The organism is Williamsia sp. D3, from assembly GCF_000506245.1.
Taxonomy (GTDB): Bacteria; Actinomycetota; Actinomycetes; order Mycobacteriales; family Mycobacteriaceae; genus Williamsia; species Williamsia muralis.
The window spans coordinates 58,107-81,885 of record NZ_AYTE01000046.1; the positions used below are offsets into that span (position 1 = coordinate 58,107).

Consider the following 23,779-nt stretch of genomic DNA (forward strand, 5'->3'; position numbering starts at 1 on the left):
GTGGTAAGTTCGGCAAAAGGACCTGTGCCGTCGGCGCCGGGATCGCCAGGCCAGAAAGGGTCAAGCCGCGTGGTGCACACATGAGCAATCCTCGAATGGCAATAGTGCACGAACGGTTCACCGAGGTTGCGGGTTCTGAGCATGTCGTCGAACAATTCTCGAAGACGTGGCCCGAGGCGATCGTTCATGTCCCGATCGCCCGGCCATCTGGAGTCCCTTCGGGTCTGGCGTCAGCGCCCGTGACCACCTGGGTCGACAGCGCCTACCGGATGCTCGGACACAGGTCCTACGCGCCGCTGGCCCCGTTGCTCCCGCGTGCTTTCCGCGGCATGGACCTGGGCGAGGTGGACGCGGTGGTCGTCAGCCACCATGCGTTTGCGACGCAGGTTGCTTTCGCAACCGACGCCCCTGTGATCGCCTACGTGCACAGTCCAGCGCGCTGGGCGTGGGATCCCACGTTTCGGGCACAGGAGGCCGGCGGTCTGGCGGGTGCGGCCGTGTTGTCTGCGCTCTCACGGATTGCGCGACGCGGCGAATTGGCGGCCGTCGATCAACTCGATCAGATCGTTGCGAACTCCACTGCCGTTGCCGACCGCATCATGCGTTGGTGGGGGCGAGAAGCGGTGGTTGTTCATCCACCCGTCGACACCGCTGGCTTCACCCCGGACTTCGACGTCGAACGGGAGGACTTCTTCCTGCTCGCGGGCCGGATGGTGCCCTACAAACGCCCGGATCTCGCAGTCAGAGCCGCGCGGCGTGCCGGTAAGCGTCTGGTCGTGGTGGGCGACGGCCGGTCGATGGACGCGTGCCGGGAACTGGCGGCTGAAGACACGGTATTCGTCGGCCGGGTACCGCATGATCAGTTACTAGATCTCTATCGACGGACACGGGCTCTGCTGATGCCAGGAGTCGAGGATTTCGGAATAGTGCCGGTGGAGGCGATGGCATGCGGTGCGCCGGTGATCGCACTGGGCGAAGGGGGTGCGCTGGACACGGTTATCCCGGGATCGACAGGTGTTCTCGTAACTCCCGGTGACGACGAGGCCGTCGTGATGGGGCTCGCCGAAGCGATGTCGGCGTTCACAGCTCGCGATCTCGACTCGCGGGCAATCCGCGAGTGGGCCGAGAACTTCTCTCGTACGAACTTCAGAGAACGGATGTCACGCGTGGTCGACGGAGTCCTCGCCCGCCGGACTGCCTGACCGTCACTGCGAGTCGGGCAGCCGACGCGGCGCCGCGTAAGGGCGGATGGCCGGGGCAACCGGTCGACCCCGGAGCAGACCGTCGGTGCTGCCGGCATCGAGGGCGCGGCGGTATACCCGCAGGGCCTGCACGCAGGCCTCGACAGTCACCTCGATGTCGGTGTTGGTATGGGCCGCCGAGGTCACGAACGATTGTCCGAGAACTCCTCGTTCGAGAAGTTCTTGCATGAACAACGTGCGGAACGGTTGGGACGGGTGGCCATCGGGATCTCTTGTCACGAACACCTGGCATGACGGTCGCCCGACCACTTCGACGAAGCTCCCGATTCCTGCCTCACGGGCCGCATCGTTCACCCCGCCGGCCAAAAGCGTTCCAGCGCGCGCCATTTCGGAAATGGGGTCACCATCGCGGTATGCCGCGACAACAGCGCGGAATGCAGCGAGCGATCCGCGTTCGGGTCCCTGGGTTGTCGACAGCAGAAAGACACGCTCGGAGTCGGTACGCAGACCACCGCGCTCCATGAACTCCCGTCGTCCGGCGAGCGCGGCCACGGGAAAGCCGTTGCCCATGCCTTTGCCCCACGTCGAAAGATCGGGGGTGACACCGTAGACCGATTGTGCCCCGTGCTCCGACCAGCGAAATCCGGTGATCATCTCATCGAAGACGAGAAGGGCGCCGTGGGAGTCGCATTCGGCTCTGACGCCTTCGAGAAAGCCCGGCGCCGGTTCGGCCAACGCGGTCGCCGCTTCGAGGATGACGCAGGCGATTGACTGCTCCCGCAAGACGCGGCGAAGGGAATCGAGGTCGTTGTAACCGAATTGAAAGGAATTGGCCGTCTGCGAAGCCGGGATGCCGCCTCTCATCGCGGTGGTACCGATGAACCAGTCGTCGACCGAGAAGAACGGTTGAGCGCACATCGCGACACCCTCCCGGCCGGTCACGGCCCGGGCCAATCGGATCGCCGCCGTGGTGACGTCGGAACCATTCTTGGCGAACTTCACCATGTCGGCGGTCGGCACCAGTTCCAGGAAATCCTCGGCCGCAGCGAGTTCCATCTCGGTGGGCCGGGAGAAATTGACCCCATCGACAATTGCAGCGCAAACCGCATCGACCACGGGACCATAGCCGTGTCCGAGCGTGACCGAACGCAGACCCATCCCGTACTCGACGTACTCATTGCCGTCGACATCCCAGACGCGAGCGCCTTGTCCGCGCACGAGGACTGGCGCCATCTGTTCTGGATACTGGTCAGACCCTCTGGCATAGGTGTGCGCCCCGCCGGGAATCACCGCGTGAAGACGGGTCTGCATCTCCGTCGAGAGTGCGAAGGAACGACCCATGATCAGGAACCGGTCGGCAGGCGACGCATCGAGTCGTCGAGCACTCCTGCCGCTCGCAGCTCTTCGAGATGCGTCAGTCTCGTGAAGCGGGTGAAGAACTCGTCGCCGGTGATGCCGGCGGCCTGATACTCCCGGGTCAACTCAGCAGCGCCGTCCGCGATGCTCCATTTCGCCTCGTATCCAAGGGCTTTGCGTATGGCGCTGAAGTCGACCCGGTAGGAGCGAGGGTCAGCGCCACTTTCGCCGGTGATCAACAGCTTCGAGCCGGGAACCGCTTCGACAACCGCCTCGGCGATCTCGGCGACGGTGACGTTGTTGATCTCTGACCCGACATTGAACGCGGCGCAGTGGATGGTCTCGACCGGGGCGGACAACGCGAGGGAGAACGCCAGGGCGATGTCGCGCGCATGGACGAGTGGTCGCCAGGGCGTGCCGTCGGACATGACACGAACGTCTCCGGTGTAGACCGCGTGCCTACGAGATTGTTCAGGACGATGTCCGCGCGTAGGCGCGGCGAGAACCCAAATGCGGTTGCGTTCCGCAGGAACACGGGCGAGAACGAGGAATCGGCCAGCGCAGCGACATCGGCTTCAACCCGTACCTTGCTCTCCGCGTACGGCGTGAGGGGGTTGAGCGCAGCATCCTCGGTGACCAACCCGTCGCCGGCTGCCCCGTACACCGAGCATGTCGAGGCGTACAGATAGCGTTTCACGCCTGCCTCTTTGGCCGCCCGTGCCAGCCGGACAGACGCGTGATGGTTGATGTCGTGCGTGATCTCGGGTTCGAGGTGACCCAAGGGGTCATTGGACAGGGCGGCCAGATGGATGACGGCCTCGATGCCGACCAGATCTTCTGCGGTCACGTCACGCAGATCTTTGGCGTTGGTGACGGGGTCATCAGGCGCCGAACCCATCACGCAATCGGCAAAGTATCCGGAGTCGAGTCCAGTGATGGAATGGCCCTCTGCAGTGAGGACTTCGGTCATCACGGTACCCAGATAGCCCAGGTTGCCGGTGATCAGTACACGCATGTCATGGCCTTCCGAAACTGAGTTGTGCCTTTTCCAAGATCAAAGCTTCGGCATGCGGCGATCGGCACTGCACTCCACGTAGTCGGGAAAGCGCCAGAAACGCCGAACCGTCGCCGAACCAATCGTGCCCTATCTGCGACGGGTAGTGCTCGACGAGCATGGCGACCTTGCGCTCGGCGAGCTCAGTCTCGAGAGGGACAAAAAGCTGCGGCTGAGGGGTGTCGGTCTCCCACTTGAGAATTTCGTAACCGAAGATCAGGTGATTGCGGAACTCGGTCGGGACGATCTCCGCGAGCAGGCGGTGATCTTGATGCGCATCGTGACGTTGAGGTGCGAAAACGGCGTCCGCAGAAGAAGTTCGCGCGAAAGCGGCAACAGCGTCTTTCACGTCGTTCCAGCGCGCCGGCAGTCGCCCGTCCGGGAAGTCGTGCACCATCACCTCCACCGATCCGCCGGGACACAGCGCGGCCAAAGCTGCGCGCTCCTCCAATTCCCGTTCGGTGGCGCCACCGGTCATGACCAGGGCTCGGGCCTTCAACCCCGGATTCTGTTCGGCCAGCGTCAGCAGTGTTCCACCCATGCCGATCGCGATGTCATCGCAATGGGCACCGATCAGTGCCACCTCCGACACCGAGGCCAACAGAGGGTTCATCAGGTGTCGGTGCCGGGCCGGTCCCACAACACCCATGGCCGATCACCGCGGTGGTAGGACTCGTCGAGTTCGGCTCGCTCTTTGAAGGTGTCCGCCGGCTTCCAGAAGCCGAGATGCTGGTAGGCGTAGAGTTTCCCCGTGCCGGCCAGACTGCCGCACACATCGGCGACGAGGTCGCCGCCCGGAGGTAAGAGGTCGAAAATCTCCTGTGACAGCACAAAGAACCCGGCGTTCTCCCAGATCGGGAACTCGCTGACCGGAGTGATGCCCTGAACCGTGCTGCCTTCGCCGAGTTCGACGCAGTGGAACGACGACTGTGGTGGAACGACCATCATGGACGCCAAAGCGCCGGAGGCATGGAATCGGTTGATGATGTCGTCCATCGGCGCGTCGGTGAGCACATCGGCGTAGTTGGCGAGGAAGACCTCGTCGTCGCCCAGGTGTTTACGGACCCGCCGTAGGCGTTCCCCGATCGGCGACTCCAGGCCCGTGTCGGCGAAGGTGATTGACCAGTCACTGATGTCCGAGGACAACAATTCGACTGTGCCGTCGGAGAGTACAAAATCGTTGGACTCTGTCTCCGAGTAGTTCAGAAAGTACTCTTTTATGTATTTGGCCCCGTAACCCAGGCACAGGATGAACTCGTTGTGGCCGAAGTGTGCGTAGTACCGCATCACATGCCACAGCAGGGGCCTAGAACCTACCATCTGCATTGGCTTGGGTAGACCTTCCCCCACATCGTTCCGCATCCGCATGCCGTAGCCCCCGCAGAACAGAACTACCTTCATATCGTCATTCCCCAGTTCATTTCGGTCCGATCACGATGAGTTCTGGTAGGGGATAGACGAGTTCGCCGCCCCAATTGAGTACGTACTGCAACTGGGCGGTGAGCTCGGTACGCAGGTTCCACGGCAAGACCACAACCACGTCGGGCTTGTCTTCTTCGAGCCGATCCGGGTGGAAGATCGGTATCCGCGTTCCTGGCGTGAATCGCCCGTGTTTATACGGATTCCGGTCGACGATGTACTCGATGAGGTCGGGCCGGATTCCGCTGTAGTTCAAGAGGGTGTTGCCTTTGCCTGGAGCGCCGTACGCGACGACTCGTTTACCGAGATCCTTCTGTGCCAGAAGATATTTGAGTAGCTCCCTGCGAATCACGTCAGTCCGTTCCTGAAGCGCCCGGTAGCCATCGAGAACATGCAACCCGGCGTCGCGTTCGAGGGCAAGAGCCTGTTCGACCGACGGCTGAGGTGTGGCTTGAGCGGTCTCCGGTCTGGCCCACAAACGAATCGATCCCCCGTGGGTCGGGAGGAGTTCGACATCGACCAGGGTGAGTCCGGCAGTGTTGAGTGCTCGGCTCGCTGCGAGAACCGTGTAGTACTGAAAGTGCTCGTGGTAAACGGTGTCGAATTGGGCCAGGGCAACAAGATTGAGGGCGTGGTGCACCTCAATGCTCAACCAGCCGTCGTCCGCCAGGAGTGTGCGTAGTCCTTTGGTGAAACCCAACAGATCTGGGATGTGTGCGTACACGTTGTTCGCAACCACGAGGGCGGCCGGCCCGTGTTCGGCGCGCGTGGCGTCAGCGGACTCGGGTGTGAGGAATGCGGTGGTGGTCGGTACACCGCGTTCCCGTGCTGCGGCGCCTACGTTCACCGAGGGCTCGATCCCCAGGCACCTGATACCGGCTGCAACCACATGCTGTAGCAGATATCCGTCGTTGCTCGCCACCTCGACCACCAGCGAGTCGGCGCCGAGGCCGACGCGCGTGACCGCGCTGTCAACGAACTGCCGCGCGTGTTCAACCCAGCTGTCCGAGTACGACGCAAAGTAGGCGTAGTCGGTGAAAGTGTCTTCAGGCGTGATCAGTGCCGGGATCTGGAGGAGTAAGCACTTCTCGCAGATCCGCATGTGAAGCGGAAATGTCGCCTCGGGTTCATCGAGCTCGGCTACCAGCAGGAACTTCTCGCATGGCGGGGTGGCACCGAGATCCAAGACGCTCGTCAAGGACTCGCTGCCACACAGACGGCACGTCAACGGTTAGTTCCTTCCCTTGCCCGGCCGAGACCGACATGAACCGACCCTCGACCAAGAACAGTTAACCCCAAAGTCGGACAATGGGGTGACTTCGGGGCAAGATCACCTCCGGTCATCGGCCGTCCGGATCGTCGAGGACCCATCTCCCGGCGAGTTCCGGAAACTGCGTCGAAACTTCTTCGAGGAGGTCGGGCAACATCAACAACACCCGATCGGGCCGGATTTCGACCAACGCCGCCGGTGAAATAATCGGTATGTCGGTCCCGGGCATTCGGCGCCCGTGCTTGGCGGTTGACGCATCAGCCACCGCTGCGATCAGCGATGAGTCCACTCCCGCCCGGTAGAACACCGAACTGGCGCGAGACGCCGCTCCATACGCGCACACGGTGACGCCCGCGCGCTTTTGCGAGTGCAACCATTCGCGTAGTCGATTGACGTGACCGTCGGCCGCGGCCTGCAGGGTCGCCAGGGCCGTGGGTTCGGTGATGGCGAGTCCAGCTTCGTGATCGAGAATCGCCTCGACCCTGGGCGATTCGGATTCGTGGCTCCCATGGGCTGCAGCGATGAGGTGGGTTCCGCCGTAGAGGGCAAAGCTCCATGCTTCGACGATCGACATCCCCGCGCCATTCAGCAGGCGCTCGAGGGCAGTCATCGAGTAGTAGGCAAAGTGCCCATGACGCAGCGCATTCCACTGTCCCAGTTCGACGATGGTGGCCAGGGAGTGGAATTGCAACAGCAGCACACCGCCGTCGGCCACCGCCCGCGCCCTGGCGGTGAACGCCGCAGACTGATTGAAGTCGTGCATGACAGAGAACGAGTCGACCACCACATCCGCCGCGGTCCCGGGCCCTGCAGCAACCAGACCGCGGTCCACCAGATGGGGCAGCCATGACCCGCCATGCGGGCTCGTGAACTCTGCCACCGACGTGCGCCCGTCCAACCAGCCCTCGGTGGCGACCATCTCAATTGCATCCATCGCCTGTTCGATGAGCGCCCGAGGTTCCACCCCGCGCGGTTCGTCGGCAACTGTGTCGTCGTCGGCCAGCTGGGCGAGACCGCAGACTGGGCACAGATCCATCGCAAGCGGGTGGTCGGTTTCGGTCGCCGTGATGGGCTCGTCCACCGGCGGAAAGTTGTCCGCGGCAGGTTGATTGCCGAGATCGAGGACACGGTCGGTGATGGTGCTGCCGCAGCTTCGGCAAGTCATCTCGCGAATCCCCGTTTCTAAGGCAGCATTGGTGGTGTGCGCATTGAAACTACCGAACTACGCGACGTCCTGCTCATGGTGCCGCGTCCGCATCTGGACGAGCGAGGGTTGTTCACCCGAACGTTCGACACCGAGATCTTCGACGCGGCATTGGGTGAAGTCGGCCGCGCGAAAGAGTTCGTTCAAGATTCACAATCACGCTCCGTTCAAGGAGTCGTCCGAGGAATGCATGGCCGGTCGGGGCGCGGTGAGGCAAAAACTGGTGCGGTGTGCCAACGGAGCCGTTCTCGATGTGCTCGTGGATATCCGCCCAGAATCAGACACATTCGGCCGCCAACAGAGTTTCGAACTAAATGACGATGAGTTCAGGCACCTCTACGTCCCGCCCGGGTTTCTGCACGGATTTCAGGCCCTCACGAACACGGCGGACGTCTGCTATCGAATCGACCGCCCGCACGATCCTTCTGAGGACATCAGCGTCGCCTTCAATGATCCCGACCTTGACATCAATTGGCCCCTACAACCCACGCACGTCTCCGACCGTGATCGGAGCGCCCCTAGCTGGCGAACTCTTCTCGAAAGTCTTTGAAGGCTGCGATCACGACGTTCACTTCGAGACGTCGGCGGCAGGTGCGGGTTTGCCGAAGAGGTACCCCTGAACCGTGGTGAAACCCAACTCGCGTAATCCTTGCAGCTCGGAGTCGTGCTCCACGCCTTCGGCGACTGTGGTGATCCCGAGTGAATCGGACAACGAGCACACTGCCCGGACGATGGTTCTGATGGTGTTGTCCGTACCGACCTTGTTGATCAGCGATCTGTCGACCTTGACCACCTTGACAGGCTGCTCCACCATGTAACGCAGTGCGGCATAACCGGTTCCGAGGTCATCGACACACACGATGCAACCCAATTCGTCCAGCTCGACGAGCGTCTGGGTTGCCGGGGATCCGATCCGGATCAGGTCGCGTTCGGTGACCTCGATCCACAGGGTGGACGGTGGAACGCCGGTGGCATCGAGACCTGCCTGGATGAGCTTCACAAGACCGGGGTCACTCAACTGCCGGACCGAGAAGTTCACCGACACAAAGAGATTGGGGTCACCCGACTCGGCATGCCATTTGGCCAACTGATGCAGCGCGGCAATCACCCCGAGGCGTCCGATGGGCACGATCAGCGACGTCTCCTCGGCTGCATCCAAGAAGTCGGCAGGCGGCCTGATCTCGCCACCGACCCGCCACCGCAGGAGAGATTCGTACCCCACCGCCTCGAGCGAGTTGATGTCGACGATCGGCTGGTAGAAGAGTTCGAAATCGCTACCCACGGACTTGGACAGCTCGGTGGTGCGCGTCACCTCACGATGCAGTCGTCCGATCGACTCCGAATCTGCATAGCTCACCGCGACGTCGGTCACGAGGGCGCAGTGCACGGCCGCGAGGCCAGCCTGTACGAGCTGGCTCGGGCTTGCTGCGGTCGGGACATCGGCCGTGGTCGCGACGCCTAGACGGGCCTGCACGAAGTACTCGTCGGCGTCGACCTTGGTGGGCCTGCTCATCCGCTCGGTGAGTTCGGTGACGACCTTGTCCGGAGCGTTCGCCACCGCGTCGAAGACGACAAGCAACTTGTGGTCGTACGGACCCAGGAACACGTCTGCCCTGGGGCTGAGCAGTTCGCGGATCGCAGTACCCATCGCGGGTCGGAGACGCTCGGTCAGCTCCCAGCCTTCTGCAGCGGCGAGGAGGCCGGTGGGATCGAGGCCGATGACGACAACCCCGAGGCGCTCCATTCCGACACTGTCGACCGCGTTCCGGAAGTCGGGGTCCGTGTCGAGCGAGCGACCCGACACCACTGGAGGACGCGGCACCCGAGAACCTCCCTGCCAGCCCGGTTTGGACGTGAACACACGGGTCTTACCCATGCGTCAGATGGGATCACTGTACAGCGACCAGGACGGGTTTCTGATCACCGTCGCCGAGTGTGGCGAAGTTTGACTACAGTGATCGGAGCTGGTTGCAAATCGTTCATCCAGCAGTGCATCAGGGGCCGTGCGGGGGAGCGCGCTCTGGGTGCATCGCTGTCCACTCTTGGAGTTGCGGCTCTCACCGGGCGCCGTTGTTTCGTTAGGCTGGTAAACGCTTGTCGTGAGGCATTTCTGGGGGCGTTTTGACGCTCGGTCCACAGCTGTTCTGGTGAGTACTGCCGGCGTGTCCCCGCCTGCCCCTGTTCGCTTTTTCGCCCCGTCGTTCATCAACGACGGCGAGATGGTCTACGTCGCCGTCATCTGGGTGTTCACCGTCGGGAGCCTCGCGGTCACCCTTCGCCAGGGTCGTTTGGGTGACCGGGAGTTCATGGTCATCGGTCTGGGCGCCCTGCTGTGCATCTTCGGGGCGTCGCTGGTGGTGACCGATCCGGCGGCCGCCCGCGCGATCGTGTCGTTGCTTGCGGTGATCCCGGCGATCGCCGCCATGGGGTCATCGAGGTGGGTGACGGCAGCGTTCACGTTGATCGCGGTGGCATTTGCGGTCACGTCGTCAATCGTCGAGGTGACGTCGTCCACCGCTCTCTTGGTAGCGGCCACCGCGGCGATCATCACGGTCATCGTGCCGGTGTCCATGGTGGCTGCGCTGCGGGCGTCCCTGAGGTTGGCGATGGACAAGGTGGCCCGACTCAGCGAAACAGACCCGTTGACAGACCTTTTGAATCGGCGCGGGCTGCTCTCACGCAGCGGTGGACTGCTCGACACGGTGACCAAGGGTGGAAACGCTGTCGGTTTCATGATGATCGACGTCGACAATTTCAAGACCGTCAACGACACCCATGGACATGCATTCGGTGACTCGGTGTTACGTGATACTGCGGCCGCCATCGATCGCCAGGCGGGACCGTCGGCTCTGACCAGTCGGTTCGGGGGCGAGGAGTTCGTGGTGATGTGTGCCGTGTCCGGCATCGACGACCTCGTGCGCTCGGCCGAACGGATGCGCGAAGGTGTTGCGCGCGACTGCCTGGTGACCATCAGCGTCGGGGCGGTCTTCGCCCCTGTGACGCGGTCAGCTCAAGGATTGCCGAACATCGACCTGGTCATCGACGGTCTCACCCGTTCCGCGGACAAATGCGTGTACTCGGCGAAGACCGGCGGTCGCGACCGCGTCATGTCCTGCGAGGTGCCGCAGATCGCGTGGGTGCCCGGAGGGCCCAGCGAACCGGAGGGTGAGTTCACCAGCGAGCGCAGCACCAGCATCCTCGACCTCGTCCGCCGAGCAAGCCCCCGTTGGGACTGACGTTTCGCCGGGCGTGACGAGCTGCGCCGTCAGGTGAGTTCTTCGGTCTCCAAGACGAAACCGGCCGACTCGAGGCGGTCGATGAGAACGTCGCCGATCGCCGCGGCGGGGGTCAGCACGCCGGTCCGATTCGGCAGCACGTCCCGGTGCAATGCCAGGGAAAGTGCACTCTCGGCGAGCATGACAGCTGTGGCCTTGTACCCTGGGTCGCCTTTGGCTCGCATCCGCGACCGGTAACGCCTGCCGGTACTGGTGGTGGTGTAGGTCTCGGTGGTGAAATGACCTGTCTCGCGGACCTTTTCACTCGGTCCCTCGCCTGGTTTGGGAAGGATCCGGTCGAGTACGCTGCGTACCGGTCCCACGGACATGGCGCCGAGGAAGGCCACCGTCCCGGCGCTGACGGCACCGGCAACAGCGGTCGAGACGCCGGGGATTCCGCCCACGTACATCGCTTCGCCGTAGTGGAAGTCGTCGCCGTAGGCGCCGTCGAGCAGGGCGTTGGATCGACGGACGATGCGGGTGTTGTAGCTCGCCATGAAGAACGGCGCCAGCGTTCCCTTGAGGGATGGATCAACTTTGGAACCGTTGATCATTGCCATATCGCTGGGCTCTGCGCTGCGTTTGATGCCTGCTCTCTCACCCGGGGCCGTCGAAAGGGCGTGAGGGTCGAGCAGCGTTCGCCGGGTCTCGGGGTCTGCGGCTTCTTTGGCGATGACCCGCATGGAGTCCACCGTGCCGCCGCTGACGCCGCCGCGGAAACTGCGGACGACCATGGTGGTGTCACCCATCGAGCCAGCCTGGTCTGCGGTGATGCGCTTGTGAAGGAGATAGACGCCGAGATCCGATGGCACGGAGTCGAACCCGCAGGAGTGGACGATTCGTGCACCGCTCGCCTCGGCCTGCTCGCCGTACTTGTCGATCGACAGGCGTACGAAGGGCACCTCGCCGGTGAGGTCGACGTAATCGGTACCCGCGTTGGCGGCAGCGGCCAGCACGCTCTCGCCGAACTTGAGGTAGGGGCCGACCGTGGTGCAGATGACGCGAGTGCGAGCGGCCATCGCATCGAGGGAGGCGGGGGAGTTGATGTCGGCGACCACGAGGGGCCAGGTATCTGCCGGTGCCGGGAGGTCGAAGCGCACCTGGGCCAACTTGTGTTCACTGCGGCCGGCAAGGGCGATCTTGGTGCCCGCCGGTGCGAGCTCGGCCAGGTAGGCGGCAGTCAGCTTGCCGACAAATCCCGTGGCCCCGAAAACGATGACGTCGAACTCCCGATCACTCATGACCCCGACCTTACTGACGCGAGACGCGGCCGGCGAAAGATCTCGCCAACCGCGTCTCGTCAGTTGTGGTGTCTGGCGGCAGAGCCGCTGCAGACGTCAGTAGTAGTGCGCTCGTCCACCGACCTTGCGACCGGTCGCGCCGAGGATCCAGAGCACAGCCCCGACCACGATCAAGATGGCTCCGACGATGTAGAGAATGTTGATGCTGAATACAAGACCCAGAATCAGCAGAAGCAGTCCCAGAATGATCATTTTGGCTCCATTACGCCCCCGTACCAGCCCGGCATGCCCCGTCGATGTCTTCGACGATCGGCCGAACTCACGTCTCCCGCTGTTTTGGCCGTTCGTGCGCCAGGGAGCCGCATGAGATCGAATACCCTTGTTGCAAAACGCTAAACAAATAGGCTGTGACCTGGGCCGTGAGGACGGTTAGGTGTGACTACACCGACACGGCCTCTGATGCGGCGGCAGGATGACGGCGCCGAAGCCACCATTGATACGCGCGCGCAGCGAACGGCGCGACGAACAACATGATGAGTACTCGAAGCATTTGGGCCGCGACGATGAAGGCCAGATTTCCGCCGGTGGCCGACGCCGTCGCGAGCACTGCATAGATGCCGCCGGGAGTGGTGGCGAGGTAGCTGTCGAACATCGACTCGCCCGTCCACAGACTCAGCAATGCGCCCAGCCCAGCTGACGCCGCGGCGATCGCAACGATGAGTACGGTGGCGAACGGCAGGATTCTGGCGATGGCCACCAGGGCCGACTTGGTGAAACCGAGGCCGGCCTGCCAACCGATCACCGCATAGGCGATCTGCACCAGGACAACCGGAATTGCGGCGGCGGTGGTGATCCCGAGCAATTCTCCGGCGACCGACAAGATGAGCGGGCCAAGCAGCCCCGCCGCAGGCAATCGGATGACTCGGCCGCCCCCATAGCCGACGACCATGCACACCGCGAGGACGAGTAGACCCCACCATGGGTTGCCGTGATTCTCCGAGAACTCGCCTTCGCCACCGGACACCGACTTCCCGTAGACGAAGATCGCCACGAGCGGCATCGACATCGTGATGATCGCGACGCGAAGATATTGGACAACGGCAACGATGCGCTCGTCCCCACCCAGTTCTCTGGCCAGGGCCACCAGGCCCGAAGCCCCGCCTGCCACCAGGGCAAGCGACCCGGTCAGCGAATCGACATTGCGATGCAGTCCGAGCAGTGCCCCGCCGACCACCGAGAGTACAAGTGTTGCAAGGGCCATGGACAGCACGGCAGGCCAATCCGAGCCGATGCCCGAGAGGGTGTCGATGGAGATCAACGTGCCGATGTACACACCGAGCACTCCCTGGGCCGCCAGCCCGATCGGCCGGGGCATGGGAGGTTTGTCGCCACGGGCCCGCGGTGCCCACCCGACGACGGCCAGGATTGCTGCCACCACGAGGCCGGCGAACAACGCCGCCGAGGGGACCCCGGCCACGGACAGGCCGACACTCGCCACGGCGGTGAACATCATCAATCCGATCCACCGCATCACGATTGCAAGTTTACGCTTGCGATTTTTGTATCTCTACTCAGGAAGAACAGTGTGAAAACCAAGTATGATCTTGGTATGTCCAGAGCTGACCAGGCGGCACGAGTGTTGGATACCGCGGATGCGACGCGTCTTCGGGAGGCGATGATGGCGGTCACCCGACAGGCGCGCAGACATCGGCCCGCCCACGGGCTCACGATGACGCAGGTGGCCCTCCTCGGCGACCTCGACCGCAACGGGGTGAGCACAGTCGCCGAGTTGGCGGAACGAGCGCAGGTTAAGGTGCAGTCACTGACGTTGAGCATGAACCGTCTCGAAGACCTCGGGCTCATCACCCGGCGCACCGACACCGTGGATCGTCGCAGGCAATTGGTCGAACTGACCGAGGCCGCCGGGCCCCTGCTCGAAGCCGACCGCCGGCAACGCGACGAGTGGCTGGCCGAGGCCGTCAACCACTTGTCCGACACCGAACGTGGGCTGCTGATGCTCTGCGTGCCGGTCCTCGAGAAGGTCGCGATGTCGGCAGAGTGACGACCGTGCGACCCTCGCGTCAGACCGGCGATGACCGCCGATACGGTTCGCGTCCCACGGGTTGCGTCGGAGGCTCGCCGGCGCGGGTCGGTGGAATGGCCAGTGTGATCGGCTCATCGTTCAAGACGAATGCCTCGCCGTGATGCACCAGTTCCATCTTGTCGCCGTGCACCAGTTGGTAAGTCGCCTCGTCGGCATCGATCTGGACTTCGATGCACCCTGTGCCCACCGCCAAGCGGAACACCATCCGGTTCAGGCGTGAGGGCAATCGCGGTGCGAACGAGATTGTCCCGTGGTGGTCGCGCATGCCGCCGAACCCGGCGACGCAGCAGAGCCAGGTGCCCGCGAGTGAGGCGATGTGAAGCCCACTCGACGAGTTCTGGTGCAGGTCATGCAGATCGGTGAGCGCAGCCTCCACCAGGTAATCGAAGGCCAGGTCGAGATAGCCCACCTCGGCCGCGATCACCGATTGTGCGCAGGCTGACAGCGATGAATCGCGCACGGTGAGCGACTCGTAGTAGTCGAAGTTCCGCTTCTTCTGTTCGGGGGTGAACGCATCCCCGCGCAGGTACATCGCGAGTACCAGATCTGCCTGCTTCACAACCTGTTTGCGGTACAGGTCCTGGTAGGGGTAGTGCAACAACAGCGGATAATTCTCTGCCGGGGTGTTGTCGAAGTCCCACAGTGCCTGTCGGGTGAAGGACTCGCTCTGCTGGTGCACTTCGAGCGACGAATCGTACGGAATGGACATCCTGGCCGCGCAGTCCTTCCAGTGCGCCGTCTCCTCGTCGTTCACCCCGAGTCGCCGCGCATCCGAGGGGTGCCGGGTACACGCCTCCGCTGCATCGCGAAAGTTCTTCTGCGCCATCAGATTCGTGAACAGGTTGTTGTTGGCGACCGCAGAGTACTCGTCGGGGCCGGTCACCCCGTCGATCCGGAAGTGGCCGTGCAGGTCGTGATGTCCGAGCGACACCCACGAACGAGCGGTTTCCACAAGCAATTCGAGGCCGTGGTCGACCTCGAACTGCACGTCACCGGTCGCCGCGACGTACTGCGCCACGGCATAGGCGATGTCGGCGTTGACGTGCACGGCGGCACTGCCTGCCGGCCAATAGCTCGAGCATTCCTCGCCATTGATCGAACGCCACGGGAACATCGCGCCGACCTGACCGAGTTCGCGGGCGCGGCTCTTGGCCTTGTCGAGCGTGGAGTGCCGCCATCGCAGGGCGTCGGCCGCTGCGGCGGGAACCGTGTAGGTGAGTACCGGCAGCACATACGTCTCGGTGTCCCAGAACGCGTGACCGTCGTAACCGGGGCCGGTGAGTCCCTTGCCTGGGATGGCCCGGGTTTCGCCGCGCGCCCCGGCCTGCAGCACGTGGAAGAGAGCAAACCGGATCGCCTGCTGGAGTTCGGCATCGCCGTCGATCTTGACGTCGGCGGCGGACCAGAAGTCGTCGAGGTACCGGCGCTGGCGTGCGAGCAGCTCGTCCCAGCCGTTGTCGAGCGCGGTGGCCAGGGCAGCGTCGACCTGGGCCCGTAGAGCAGACGGCGACCTCTGACTGGACCAGCCATAGGCCAGGTATTTGGTGAGCGTGATCTTGTGCCCCACCTCCACGTTGGCGGTGACCGTGAGACGGGCCAGGTCGCCGCTGAGGACCTCGCAGCTCACCGAGTTCGGTGCATCGAGTTCATGGTCCATGGCGGCTGCCATACGCAGCCCGGACTCCCTGGTGTGATGCCCGAGTACGGCACGATGCCCGTGCGCTTCGGCAAAGTCGGCCACCAGAGGACGATCGAGCGCCGCGGAGACCCGCGGGTCCTTACCCTGTTGTGGCGTCGACTCGTTGGCGAGCAGATCCGACTGCAGCACCAGCTCCATGTCGTGGTCGAGGGGTTCGACCTCGTAGCGGATGGCCGCGACCGCACGCTCGGTGAACGATACGAGTCGTTCGGTGCGCACCCGCACCCGTCGCCCGGTGGGCGAGGTCCATTCGGTGACCCGCTGCAGGGTTCCGGCACGGAAGTCGAGGGTCCACTCGTGTTCCTGAGTGCTGCCGTACCGCAGATCCATCGGCTCGTCCTCGACGAGCAGACGGATGATCTTCCCGTTGGTCACGTTGACCACGGTCTGCCCGTCCTCGGGATAGCCGTAACCGGCTTCGGCATAGGGCAATTCGCGCCGTTCGTAATAGCCGTTGAGGTAGGTGCCGGGATTGAACACCGGCTCGGCCTCCTCGAGACAGGCGCGTAAACCGATGTGGCCGTTGGAGAGCGCGAAGATCGACTCGATGTGTGCGAGCTCGTCGGCCTTCGTTCCGCGCCAGATCAGCTGCCACGGCGCGACCTCCAGGCCGCCGCCCTGGGTCATCGGGGATCCAGCAGTTCGGTCAGGGCATCGACAACCACGTCGGCCCCCGCCTGCTTCAGTTCGTGCCGGTGAGTGTCACCCTCGGTGCGGTCGACGCCCACCACATGACCGAAAGCCCCGGCATGGCCGGCCTGCACGCCGGAGACGGCGTCCTCGAAGACGGCCGCCTGAGCGGGGGCCACGCCGAGCGCCTTCGCCCCGGCGAGAAACGAGTCCGGCGCCGGCTTGCCCGCCAGCCCCTGTTCGGCGATCACCACGCCGTCCACGCGGGCCTGCACGTAGGACTCGAGCCCCGTCGCACGCAGGATCTCCGCGCCGTTCTTCGACGACGTCACGACGGCGATGGCCAACTGTGCCTCCTGGGCTGCTTTCAGATATGCGACGGCATCGGGATACGCCTGTGCGCCTGTGGTTTTGAGTATGTCGAGGAACAGGGCGTTCTTGGTGTTGCCGATGCCGGCGACGGTGGCGTCGTGCGGGCCGTCGTCAGGGCTGCCCGGTGGCAACGTTATGTTCCGTGACCGCAAGAACGTGGTGATGCCATCGTCCCGGGAGCGGCCGTCCACGTATTGCAGGTAATCGTTCTGGTCGAACGGCCGCTTCTGGGTGGCGTCACCGGCCGGATAGGTCTGGAGGAAGGCGTCGAATGCCTGCTTCCACGCCTGGCTGTGGATGACTGCGGTACTGGTGAGCACCCCGTCGAGATCGAACAGCAGCGCAGTGACCGAGCTCGGTAATCCAATCACCGCCCCGACGCTACCCGTGCTCTCCCGACAGCACCGGCCGTGTGGCGCATCCGATCGGGCCGGGACCGCCGCCCCGACCGCGGTTAGCCTGAAGTAATGAATCCCTCGACTCTGCAGGCCCGAGTGATCGTCGACGAGATGATCCGCGGCGGCGTACGCGAGGCGGTGCTGTGCCCCGGTTCACGTAATGCACCGTTCGCCTTCGCCCTGCACGCCGCCGACGCAGCGGGCCGACTGCGGCTCCACGTCCGGGTGGACGAGCGCACGGCCGGCTACCTCGCACTGGGTCTGGCTGTCGCCTCCGGGCAGCCGGTGCCCATCGTGATGACCAGCGGCACCGCGGTCGCCAACATGAGCCCGGCGGTGTTCGAGGCCAACTATGCACGTGTGCCGCTGGTGGTGGTCAGCGCCAACAGGCCGTATGAACTCCTCGGCTCGGGTGCCAACCAGACCATCGAACAGTTCGGGATCTTCGGCACGCAGGTGCGTGCCGCCATCAGCCTGGGCCTCGCCGAACAGAACCTCGACACCAACAGTCAGTGGCGCTCGGCCGTCGGACGCGTGCTGGCCGCGGCGCGCGGAGCCCGCACCGGCAACGCGGGCCCCGTCCAATTCGACATCCCGTTGCGCGAACCGCTCGTGCCCGAACCCGGCGTCGGACCGCACGACGACCTCGGCACCTACAGCGGCCGACCCGGCAACGCGCCGTGGACCGCGACAGCCGTCGGGAAGCTGGACGTACCGGTGGAGATCGACCTCACCGAGCCGACTGTGGTGGTCTCCGGGCACGGTGCCGGACACCGTCCCGAACTCGCAGCGTTGCCCACGGTCGCCGAACCGACCGCACCTGCCCCCGAGAACCCGCTGCATCCGCTGGCTCTCACCGCGGTACGGCCCACCCAGGCCATCATCTGCGGCCGGCCCACCCTGCACCGCCAGGTGTCGACGCTGCTCGCCGACCCGTCTATCAGGGTGTATGCGCTGACAACCGGACCGCGGTGGCCGGACGTCTCCGGCAATGTCCTGGCGACGGGTTCGCGAGCCATCACCACCGGTGAGCCCGACGAGGACTGGCTGAAGGACTGCGCCGCCGCACATCAACGAGCGGTCGGGGCGGTGGACGCTGTCCTCGATGCCACCGACCTGCCCACCGGGTTACACGTGGCCCGGGTTGTCAGTGCCGCGATGTCGCCGGGTGAGCAGCTCGTGGTCGGAGCATCGAACCCGATCCGCGACGTCGCCCTGGCCGGCCGGGTGGGACCAGACGTCCGGGTGCTGTCCAATCGGGGCGTGGCAGGCATCGACGGCAACGTCTCCACGGCGATCGGGGCCGCGTTGGCCCGTGATGTACGCACCGTGGCGTTGATGGGTGATCTGACGTTCGTACACGACGCGACGGGTCTGTTGATCGGCCCGGCCGAGCCGCGACCGGGCCGGCTGACCATCGTGGTGGCCAACGACGACGGCGGCGGGATCTTCGGGTTGCTCGAACAGGGCGACCCCCGCTTCGACGGGCCCGACTACCTCGGCGCGCACGAGCGGGTGTTCGGTACTCCACACCGCACCGACCTCGCGTCGGTCTGCGCGGGCTTCGGTACGAGGCATTCGCTGGTGACGCCGGCCGAGCTACCCGCGGCACTGAGCGCTGCCGGCCAGGGCATCGACGTGGTGGAGGTACGCACCGACCGCGCGTCGCTGCGGTCGGTGCATGCCGCCATCAAGGCGCGCCTCTAGACCGATCGGGCCCTTTCGGTTCGCCGGTGGTGGGTCACGGCTTGAGCAGGGTGAACTGCATGACGTCGACGTAGCCCTGCCGGAACAGCTCCGCGCACCCGGTGAGGTACTTCATGTACGTGTCGAACGTTTCCTGCGAGGCGATCTCGACCGCTTCGTCATGTCGGCGTTCCAACGCGGCCGACCAGAGGTCGAGCGTTCGTGCGTAGTGCAGCTGCAGTGGGTGCACCCGGTCGACGGTGTACCCGACACGCTCGGCGCCCTCGACAACCCACTTCGGTTCCGGCAGCTGCCCGCCCGGGAAGATCTCCCGGGTGATGAACCGCGTGAACTCGAGGAGCTTGCGGTCGATCGGCAGACCCTTGTCTCGGATGTCGTGCCGATTGTGACCGACGATGGTGTGCAACAACATTCGACCGCCCGAGGGCAGGAGTGAGAACGACTTCTCGAAGAACGCGTCGTACCGTTCCTTCCGAAAGTGTTCGAACGCGCCGATGCTGACGATGCGGTCGACCGGTTCGTCGAACTCTTCCCATCCCTGCAAGCGCACCGAAGCCCGTTCCGAGGGCCAACCGCGGTCGTCGATGAGCCCTTCGACATACTCGAATTGATTCTGCGACAACGTGAGTCCCACCGCGTCGACGCCGTACCCCTCCACTGCCCGCATCACTGTGCGCCCCATCCGCAACCGATGTCGAGCAGGCGCATGCCCGGCTGGAGGTCGCATTTGCCCAGTGCTAGATCGACTTTCGCTCGCTGAGCCTGCTCCAGCGTGTAGTCGTCCTGCTCGAAGTAGGCGCAGCTGTACGTCCGCGTCGGATCGAGGAACAGTGCGAAGAAGTCGTCCGACAGATCGTAATGAGCTTGGACGTCGTCGAAATAGGGCTTGAGGTCGGCCATGAAAGGTCCAATCAACGAGACTGAGCGACCGCAACCAACGCCCGAGGGTTTCAGCGCAGCGGCCACTGGTCCCGGAATATTACGGGTAACTCGGGCTCAATGTTGGATGAACAACATTGTTGCCCTGATGAGTCGGCGGTCACACGGTTCGGTGGGGAGGCGGCCGGGGTCGCTATTGTGGCCTGCATGTCCGCTACCGTGCTGCGCCGAGTACAGATCGGACTACTCACGGTCGGGGTCCTGGTGACCATCATGATGGCCGTGATGGTCGCCGGGTCGTACCGCGACGATGCGCTGATCGACGACGACAAGGCCACCGCCGTGGCCGATGTGGTCAGCGCCAGCCCCACCAAGGCCACCGTCAGCTTCTCGACGCCGGACGGCATATTCCGCAGTCCCAGGCTCGGGGTGTTCTACCCCGGACGGCTGACCGAGGGGCAGCGGATCAGCATCGAATACTCCTCGACCAATCCCGAGCTGGTCCGGGTGGCCGGACGCGACGCGAGCCTGTCCATCCTGCCCGCACTGTCGGTACTGGTGTATTCGTGGCTCGCCATCGCGGCGATCATGGTGCTGCTGGCCGAAACACACCGTCGCCGCGCCAATGGACGTTCACCTACGGTTCGGCCTCCGGTCACGGCGTCGCAGACCTCCTGACAGGTCCGGTGCCCACACTGGCACCGTGCGAGTCGCAATCGTCGCGGAGAGCTTTCTCCCGAACATGAACGGCGTGGTGAACTCCGTGCTGCGGGTGGCCGAGCATTTTGAGCACACCGGGCACGAAGTCATGATCATCGCGCCGGCCCTTCCTCGGTCGGCGAGCAAGGGCGACAAGCAGTCGCGTGGGCCGGATGAGGTCTCCGGCGCTCCTGTCCACTACATCCCTTCGGTGATGGTCCCGAAGGTCAGTTCACTTCCCGTCGGTGTGCCCGCGCCGTCGATGTTCCGCGCACTCGCCGATTTCGAGCCGGACGTGGTGCACCTGGCATCGCCGTTTGTGGTCGGGGCCGCGGGGGCTGCCGCAGCACGGCGCCTCGACGTGCCGTCGGTGGCCGTGTTCCAGACCGATGTCGCAGGCTTTGCGGCGAGCTACGGGATGAAACTGGGCACCCGCGCTGCCTGGGCGTGGACCCGTAAACTCCACACCGCCTGCGACCGCACTCTTGCGCCGTCCACCGTGTCGGTGAAAGCCCTTCGAGATCACGGGATCCCACGGGTGTTCCAGTGGGGCAGAGGTGTTGATGCCGAACGGTTCCATCCCAGTCGACGGGACGAATCCTTGCGGTCGCGGTGGAGCCCGCAGGGCAAGTTGATCGTCGGTTTCGTCGGCAGATTGGCGCCCGAAAAGCACGTCGAGCGCCTCGCGGTGCTGTCCGGGCGTTCGGATGTGCAGCTGGTGATCGTGGGCGGGGGACCCGAGCGCGATCGGCTCGGCAAGCTGATGCCCGACGCGGTGTTCACCGGGGAACTGGGCGGTCTCGACCTCGCCCGCGCCTACGCCAGCCTCGACGTCTTCGTGCACGCGGGCGAACACGAGACGTTCTGCCAGGCGGTGCAGGAGGCCCTGGCCAGTGGTGTTCCCGCGATCGGGCCCGACGCCGGCGGTCCGCGAGACCTGATCACCCACTGCCGGACCGGGTACCTGCTCGGCGTCGAAGACTTCTCGCCCCGGCTCGTCGACGCCATCGCGACATTGCAGGACAAGAGGACCCGTGACGAGTTCGGCGCCGCAGCCCGGCGCAGCGTGCGCGGACGCACCTGGTCGGCCATTGCCGACCAGCTGATCTGGCATTACGACGACGTCCTCGGCCGCGACGACCTGTTGCGTCGGCGGTCGGCATAGAGGTTCACGGGGACTCTTCTCCAGCCGGTACGGTGGCCGTTATGTCTCGTGCATCGCTGGCCAAGGATCCCGCCGACGTCGCGGCCATGTTCGACGGAGTGGCCGGCCGCTACGACCTGACGAACACGGTGCTCTCGTTCGGTCAGGACAGGGGATGGCGGGTCGCCACCCGCAAGGCGCTTGCCCTTGGTCCCGGCGATGTGGTGCTCGATCTCGCCGCCGGTACCGCGGTGTCCACCGAAGAGCTCGCCCGCTCGGGCGCGGACTGTGTGGCCGCCGATTTCTCCATGGGCATGCTCAAGGCCGGCGCCCGGCGGTCGGTACCGAAGGTCGGGGCCGATGCGTTGCATCTGCCGTTCGGAGACGAGTCCTTCGATGCCGCGACCATCTCCTTCGGTCTGCGCAACGTGAACGACGTCGACCAGGCGTTCGCAGAACTGTTCCGGGTTCTCAAACCCGGTGGGCGAGTGGTGATCTGCGAGTTCTCCACACCCGTGTTCGCACCGATGCGCGTGGTGTACATGGAATACCTGATGAAGGCGCTGCCCTCGGTTGCCAGGAAGGTGTCCAGCAATCCGGATGCCTATGTGTACCTTGCGGAGTCGATCCGCGAATGGCCCGATCAGGCCGCTCTCGCGCAGCGGATGAAGTCCGCCGGTTTCGAGCACGTCCGCTGGCGCAACCTCACCTTCGGTATCACCGCCCTCCACCGAGGCACCAAGCCCCGCTAGCCCGGAATTGGTGGGTTCGGGTGAGTCCCACCTGGGCAAACACTCACCCGAACCCACCAAAATCGGGCCCGGGCGGTCAGGTGAAAGGCGGGCGGGAGTCGAGTGCGCTGCTGGTCATGCCGGCAACGCGCCAGGCCCGGGCGATCAGGTCGCTGTCGTCCTCGGTGATCAGATTTCCCATCACCCGCACCACCATCGACATCAGCGCTGCCGAACGGATGCCCGGGCGGCCCAGGACGGGCACCACCCGCGGCACGGTCAGGACGGCGGCGAGTCGGCGCGCGGCGGAGAATGCAACGCATACCGGGACCGGAGGAGGTCCGGCCAGAGAGCCGAAAGGTCTTGCTGGTCAAGTACTTCGACGGCCAGTCGGGCGGTCTCCAGCGCGTAGTCGATGCCCTCGCCGTTGAGTGGGTTGACGCAGGCGGCCGCATCGCCGATCAATACCCAGTTGGCGCCCGCGACGTTGCTGACCGCTCCGCCCATCGGCAACAGCGCCGAGGCGATGCGCATCGGCTCGCCGCTGAGCCGCCAGTCCTCACGCTGAGAGTAGGTGTAGTGCTCGATGATCGGGCGCAGGGCCATGCTCGCCGGGCGTTTGTCCGTCGCAAGGGCACCCACTCCGATGTTGACCAGCCCGGTCTCCGAGCCCAGTGGGAAGACCCAGCCGTATCCGGGCAGCAGTTCGGAATCGGTGCCGCGCAATTCCAGGTGCGACCCCATCCAGGGGTCGTTGCAGCGTTCGGACTGCACGTAGGCCCGCGCGGCCACGCCGTAAGCGGTGGTGCGGTGCCACGACCGTCCCAGCGCATTGCCCAACGCCGAGCGCACCCCATCGGCGACAATGAGCTTGTCGACCTTGATCTCTGTGGGGCCGTCGTCTGTATTGACCTGTACGGCAGTGACTTTGCCGTCGACGACCGTGGCACCGACCGCTTTGGTGCCCGACACCATCGTCGCTCCCGCCTCCACGGCATGAACGCGGATCCGGTCGTCGAGTTCGGTGCGGGCGACAGCGCTGCCGTAATCGGGGAAATGGTCCGACTTCGACGGCCAGCGGACGAGTTGACGGCCGCCCCAGCCCTGCATGTCAAGTCCGAGAATTCGTGGACCCGAGAACGCGTCGCCGAGGCCGAGGGCCTCGAGTTCGGCAATGGCGCGAGGCGTCAGTCCGTCGCCGCACGTCTTGTCCCGCGGGAACACCGCCGAGTCGAGCAGAGTCACCTCGTATCCCGCCCGGACTGCCGCATACGCCGCGGCCGAGCCGCCGGGACCTGCGCCGACCACAAGCACCTGGGTGCGCGACGGACATGGGATGGGTGCACTCACCCGGCAAGTATCGCGCACCATTAGGCTCGTCCTATGACAGGAGCT

Annotated in this window: 18 protein-coding genes and 4 pseudogenes; 8 read left to right on the forward strand and 14 right to left on the reverse strand. The window is 64.6% G+C overall.

Features of this window, described 5'->3' with window-relative positions; genetic code table 11:
* Nucleotides 1-80 precede the first annotated feature (80 nt).
* Nucleotides 81-1,202 (forward strand): glycosyltransferase, encoded by a 1,122-nt coding sequence (locus tag W823_RS52775; protein ID WP_023962251.1) that lies wholly within the window; start codon nucleotides 81-83, stop codon nucleotides 1,200-1,202.
* A gap of 3 nt (nucleotides 1,203-1,205) precedes the next feature.
* Here the strand turns inward: W823_RS52775 and W823_RS52780 are convergent, their stop codons facing one another.
* From W823_RS52780 to W823_RS52805, 6 genes and pseudogenes are all read right to left on the reverse strand, one after another.
* A complete protein-coding gene (locus W823_RS52780; protein ID WP_023962252.1) occupies nucleotides 1,206-2,543 on the reverse strand; it encodes a glutamate-1-semialdehyde 2,1-aminomutase in 1,338 nt (445 codons plus the stop codon).
* 2 nt (nucleotides 2,544-2,545) lie between these two features.
* Nucleotides 2,546-3,573, reverse strand: a pseudogene (locus W823_RS52785) (NAD-dependent epimerase/dehydratase family protein).
* Nucleotide 3,574: 1 nt separating this feature from the next.
* On the reverse strand, nucleotides 3,575-4,225 hold the full coding sequence (locus W823_RS52790) for a PIG-L deacetylase family protein (protein ID WP_152538178.1): 651 nt from the start codon (nucleotides 4,223-4,225) through the stop codon (nucleotides 3,575-3,577).
* Nucleotides 4,225-5,013 (reverse strand): glucose-1-phosphate cytidylyltransferase, encoded by a 789-nt coding sequence (locus W823_RS52795; protein ID WP_023962256.1) that lies wholly within the window; start codon nucleotides 5,011-5,013, stop codon nucleotides 4,225-4,227. The genes W823_RS52790 and W823_RS52795 overlap by 1 nt, the downstream gene beginning before the upstream one ends.
* 16 nt (nucleotides 5,014-5,029) lie before the next feature.
* Nucleotides 5,030-6,259: a class I SAM-dependent methyltransferase gene (locus W823_RS52800; RefSeq protein WP_031333361.1), complete on the reverse strand. Its 1,230-nt coding sequence runs from the start codon at nucleotides 6,257-6,259 to the stop codon at nucleotides 5,030-5,032.
* 112 nt (nucleotides 6,260-6,371) lie between these two features.
* On the reverse strand, nucleotides 6,372-7,466 hold the full coding sequence (locus tag W823_RS52805; protein ID WP_023962260.1) for a class I SAM-dependent methyltransferase: 1,095 nt from the start codon (nucleotides 7,464-7,466) through the stop codon (nucleotides 6,372-6,374).
* A 36-nt stretch (nucleotides 7,467-7,502) separates the two neighbouring features.
* Between W823_RS52805 and rfbC the strand changes: the two are divergent.
* A pseudogene (gene rfbC / locus W823_RS52810) lies at nucleotides 7,503-8,055 on the forward strand (dTDP-4-dehydrorhamnose 3,5-epimerase).
* A gap of 18 nt (nucleotides 8,056-8,073) precedes the next feature.
* On the opposite strand, the gene W823_RS0130730 reads toward rfbC, so the two are convergent.
* Entirely contained in the window at nucleotides 8,074-9,327 is a 1,254-nt protein-coding gene (locus tag W823_RS0130730) for an EAL domain-containing protein (RefSeq protein WP_161634045.1), read from the reverse strand.
* A gap of 325 nt (nucleotides 9,328-9,652) precedes the next feature.
* On the opposite strand from W823_RS0130730, the gene W823_RS52815 reads away from it, so the two are divergent.
* Nucleotides 9,653-10,741 carry a GGDEF domain-containing protein gene (locus tag W823_RS52815; protein ID WP_235189663.1) on the forward strand — a complete coding sequence of 363 codons (1,089 nt, stop codon included), beginning with the start codon at nucleotides 9,653-9,655 and terminating at the stop codon, nucleotides 10,739-10,741.
* Between the two features lie 29 nt (nucleotides 10,742-10,770).
* Here the strand turns inward: W823_RS52815 and W823_RS52820 are convergent, their stop codons facing one another.
* The 3 genes from W823_RS52820 to W823_RS52825 all read right to left on the reverse strand — a co-directional run bounded on the left by W823_RS52820 (nucleotide 10,771) and on the right by W823_RS52825 (nucleotide 13,555).
* Nucleotides 10,771-12,021 carry a trans-acting enoyl reductase family protein gene (locus tag W823_RS52820; RefSeq protein WP_023962267.1) on the reverse strand — a complete coding sequence of 417 codons (1,251 nt, stop codon included), beginning with the start codon at nucleotides 12,019-12,021 and terminating at the stop codon, nucleotides 10,771-10,773.
* Nucleotides 12,022-12,117: 96 nt separating this feature from the next.
* Nucleotides 12,118-12,273 carry a DUF6131 family protein gene (locus tag W823_RS58530; protein ID WP_023962269.1) on the reverse strand — a complete coding sequence of 52 codons (156 nt, stop codon included), beginning with the start codon at nucleotides 12,271-12,273 and terminating at the stop codon, nucleotides 12,118-12,120.
* Between the two features lie 187 nt (nucleotides 12,274-12,460).
* Nucleotides 12,461-13,555: an AbrB family transcriptional regulator gene (locus tag W823_RS52825; protein ID WP_023962271.1), complete on the reverse strand. Its 1,095-nt coding sequence runs from the start codon at nucleotides 13,553-13,555 to the stop codon at nucleotides 12,461-12,463.
* A 75-nt stretch (nucleotides 13,556-13,630) separates the two neighbouring features.
* On the opposite strand from W823_RS52825, the gene W823_RS52830 reads away from it, so the two are divergent.
* On the forward strand, nucleotides 13,631-14,083 hold the full coding sequence (locus W823_RS52830; RefSeq protein ID WP_023962273.1) for a MarR family winged helix-turn-helix transcriptional regulator: 453 nt from the start codon (nucleotides 13,631-13,633) through the stop codon (nucleotides 14,081-14,083).
* A gap of 19 nt (nucleotides 14,084-14,102) precedes the next feature.
* On the opposite strand, the gene W823_RS52835 is transcribed toward W823_RS52830, so the two are convergent.
* Both W823_RS52835 and W823_RS52840 read right to left on the reverse strand, forming a co-directional pair.
* A complete protein-coding gene (locus W823_RS52835; RefSeq protein ID WP_023962275.1) occupies nucleotides 14,103-16,451 on the reverse strand; it encodes a glycoside hydrolase family 65 protein in 2,349 nt (782 codons plus the stop codon).
* Entirely contained in the window at nucleotides 16,448-17,197 is a 750-nt protein-coding gene (locus tag W823_RS52840; RefSeq protein WP_023962277.1) for an HAD family phosphatase, read from the reverse strand. Before W823_RS52840 ends, W823_RS52835 begins: the two co-directional genes overlap by 4 nt.
* A 96-nt stretch (nucleotides 17,198-17,293) precedes the next feature.
* Here W823_RS52840 and menD point away from each other — a divergent pair, with 96 nt between their 5' ends.
* Nucleotides 17,294-18,931, forward strand: a complete 1,638-nt coding sequence (gene menD / locus W823_RS52845) for a 2-succinyl-5-enolpyruvyl-6-hydroxy-3-cyclohexene-1-carboxylic-acid synthase (RefSeq protein ID WP_023962279.1) — start codon at nucleotides 17,294-17,296, stop codon at nucleotides 18,929-18,931.
* A gap of 34 nt (nucleotides 18,932-18,965) precedes the next feature.
* Here menD and W823_RS52850 read toward each other — a convergent pair.
* Nucleotides 18,966-19,831: pseudogene (locus W823_RS52850) on the reverse strand (cyclopropane mycolic acid synthase family methyltransferase).
* A gap of 186 nt (nucleotides 19,832-20,017) precedes the next feature.
* Between W823_RS52850 and W823_RS52855 the strand changes: the two are divergent.
* Genes W823_RS52855 through W823_RS52865 form a run of 3 tightly spaced genes read left to right on the forward strand, consistent with a single transcriptional unit; the run spans nucleotide 20,018 to nucleotide 22,405 of the window.
* Nucleotides 20,018-20,488: a DUF3592 domain-containing protein gene (locus tag W823_RS52855; protein WP_023962281.1), complete on the forward strand. Its 471-nt coding sequence runs from the start codon at nucleotides 20,018-20,020 to the stop codon at nucleotides 20,486-20,488.
* A 25-nt stretch (nucleotides 20,489-20,513) separates the two neighbouring features.
* Nucleotides 20,514-21,674 (forward strand): glycosyltransferase family 1 protein, encoded by a 1,161-nt coding sequence (locus W823_RS52860; RefSeq protein ID WP_023962283.1) that lies wholly within the window; start codon nucleotides 20,514-20,516, stop codon nucleotides 21,672-21,674.
* A 41-nt stretch (nucleotides 21,675-21,715) separates the two neighbouring features.
* The gene (locus tag W823_RS52865) at nucleotides 21,716-22,405 is read left to right on the forward strand and encodes a demethylmenaquinone methyltransferase (protein WP_023962285.1); all 690 of its coding nucleotides are present in this window, start codon (nucleotides 21,716-21,718) and stop codon (nucleotides 22,403-22,405) included.
* 76 nt (nucleotides 22,406-22,481) lie between these two features.
* On the opposite strand, the pseudogene W823_RS52870 reads toward W823_RS52865, so the two are convergent.
* Nucleotides 22,482-23,755, reverse strand: a pseudogene (locus tag W823_RS52870) (geranylgeranyl reductase family protein).
* Between the last annotated feature and the right edge of the window lie 24 nt (nucleotides 23,756-23,779).

Coding starts and splice junctions, on each gene's coding strand:
- W823_RS52775 (WP_023962251.1), top strand. CDS start 81: ATGAGCAATCCTCGAATGGCAATAGTGCACGAACGGTTCACCGAGGTT.
- W823_RS52780 (WP_023962252.1), bottom strand. CDS start 2,543: ATGGGTCGTTCCTTCGCACTCTCGACGGAGATGCAGACCCGTCTTCAC.
- W823_RS52790 (WP_152538178.1), bottom strand. CDS start 4,225: ATGAACCCTCTGTTGGCCTCGGTGTCGGAGGTGGCACTGATCGGTGCC.
- W823_RS52795 (WP_023962256.1), bottom strand. CDS start 5,013: ATGAAGGTAGTTCTGTTCTGCGGGGGCTACGGCATGCGGATGCGGAAC.
- W823_RS52805 (WP_023962260.1), bottom strand. CDS start 7,466: ATGACTTGCCGAAGCTGCGGCAGCACCATCACCGACCGTGTCCTCGAT.
- W823_RS52820 (WP_023962267.1), bottom strand. CDS start 12,021: ATGAGTGATCGGGAGTTCGACGTCATCGTTTTCGGGGCCACGGGATTT.
- W823_RS58530 (WP_023962269.1), bottom strand. CDS start 12,273: ATGATCATTCTGGGACTGCTTCTGCTGATTCTGGGTCTTGTATTCAGC.
- W823_RS52830 (WP_023962273.1), top strand. CDS start 13,631: ATGTCCAGAGCTGACCAGGCGGCACGAGTGTTGGATACCGCGGATGCG.
- W823_RS52835 (WP_023962275.1), bottom strand. CDS start 16,451: ATGACCCAGGGCGGCGGCCTGGAGGTCGCGCCGTGGCAGCTGATCTGG.
- menD (WP_023962279.1), top strand. CDS start 17,294: ATGAATCCCTCGACTCTGCAGGCCCGAGTGATCGTCGACGAGATGATC.
- W823_RS52855 (WP_023962281.1), top strand. CDS start 20,018: ATGTCCGCTACCGTGCTGCGCCGAGTACAGATCGGACTACTCACGGTC.
- W823_RS52865 (WP_023962285.1), top strand. CDS start 21,716: ATGTCTCGTGCATCGCTGGCCAAGGATCCCGCCGACGTCGCGGCCATG.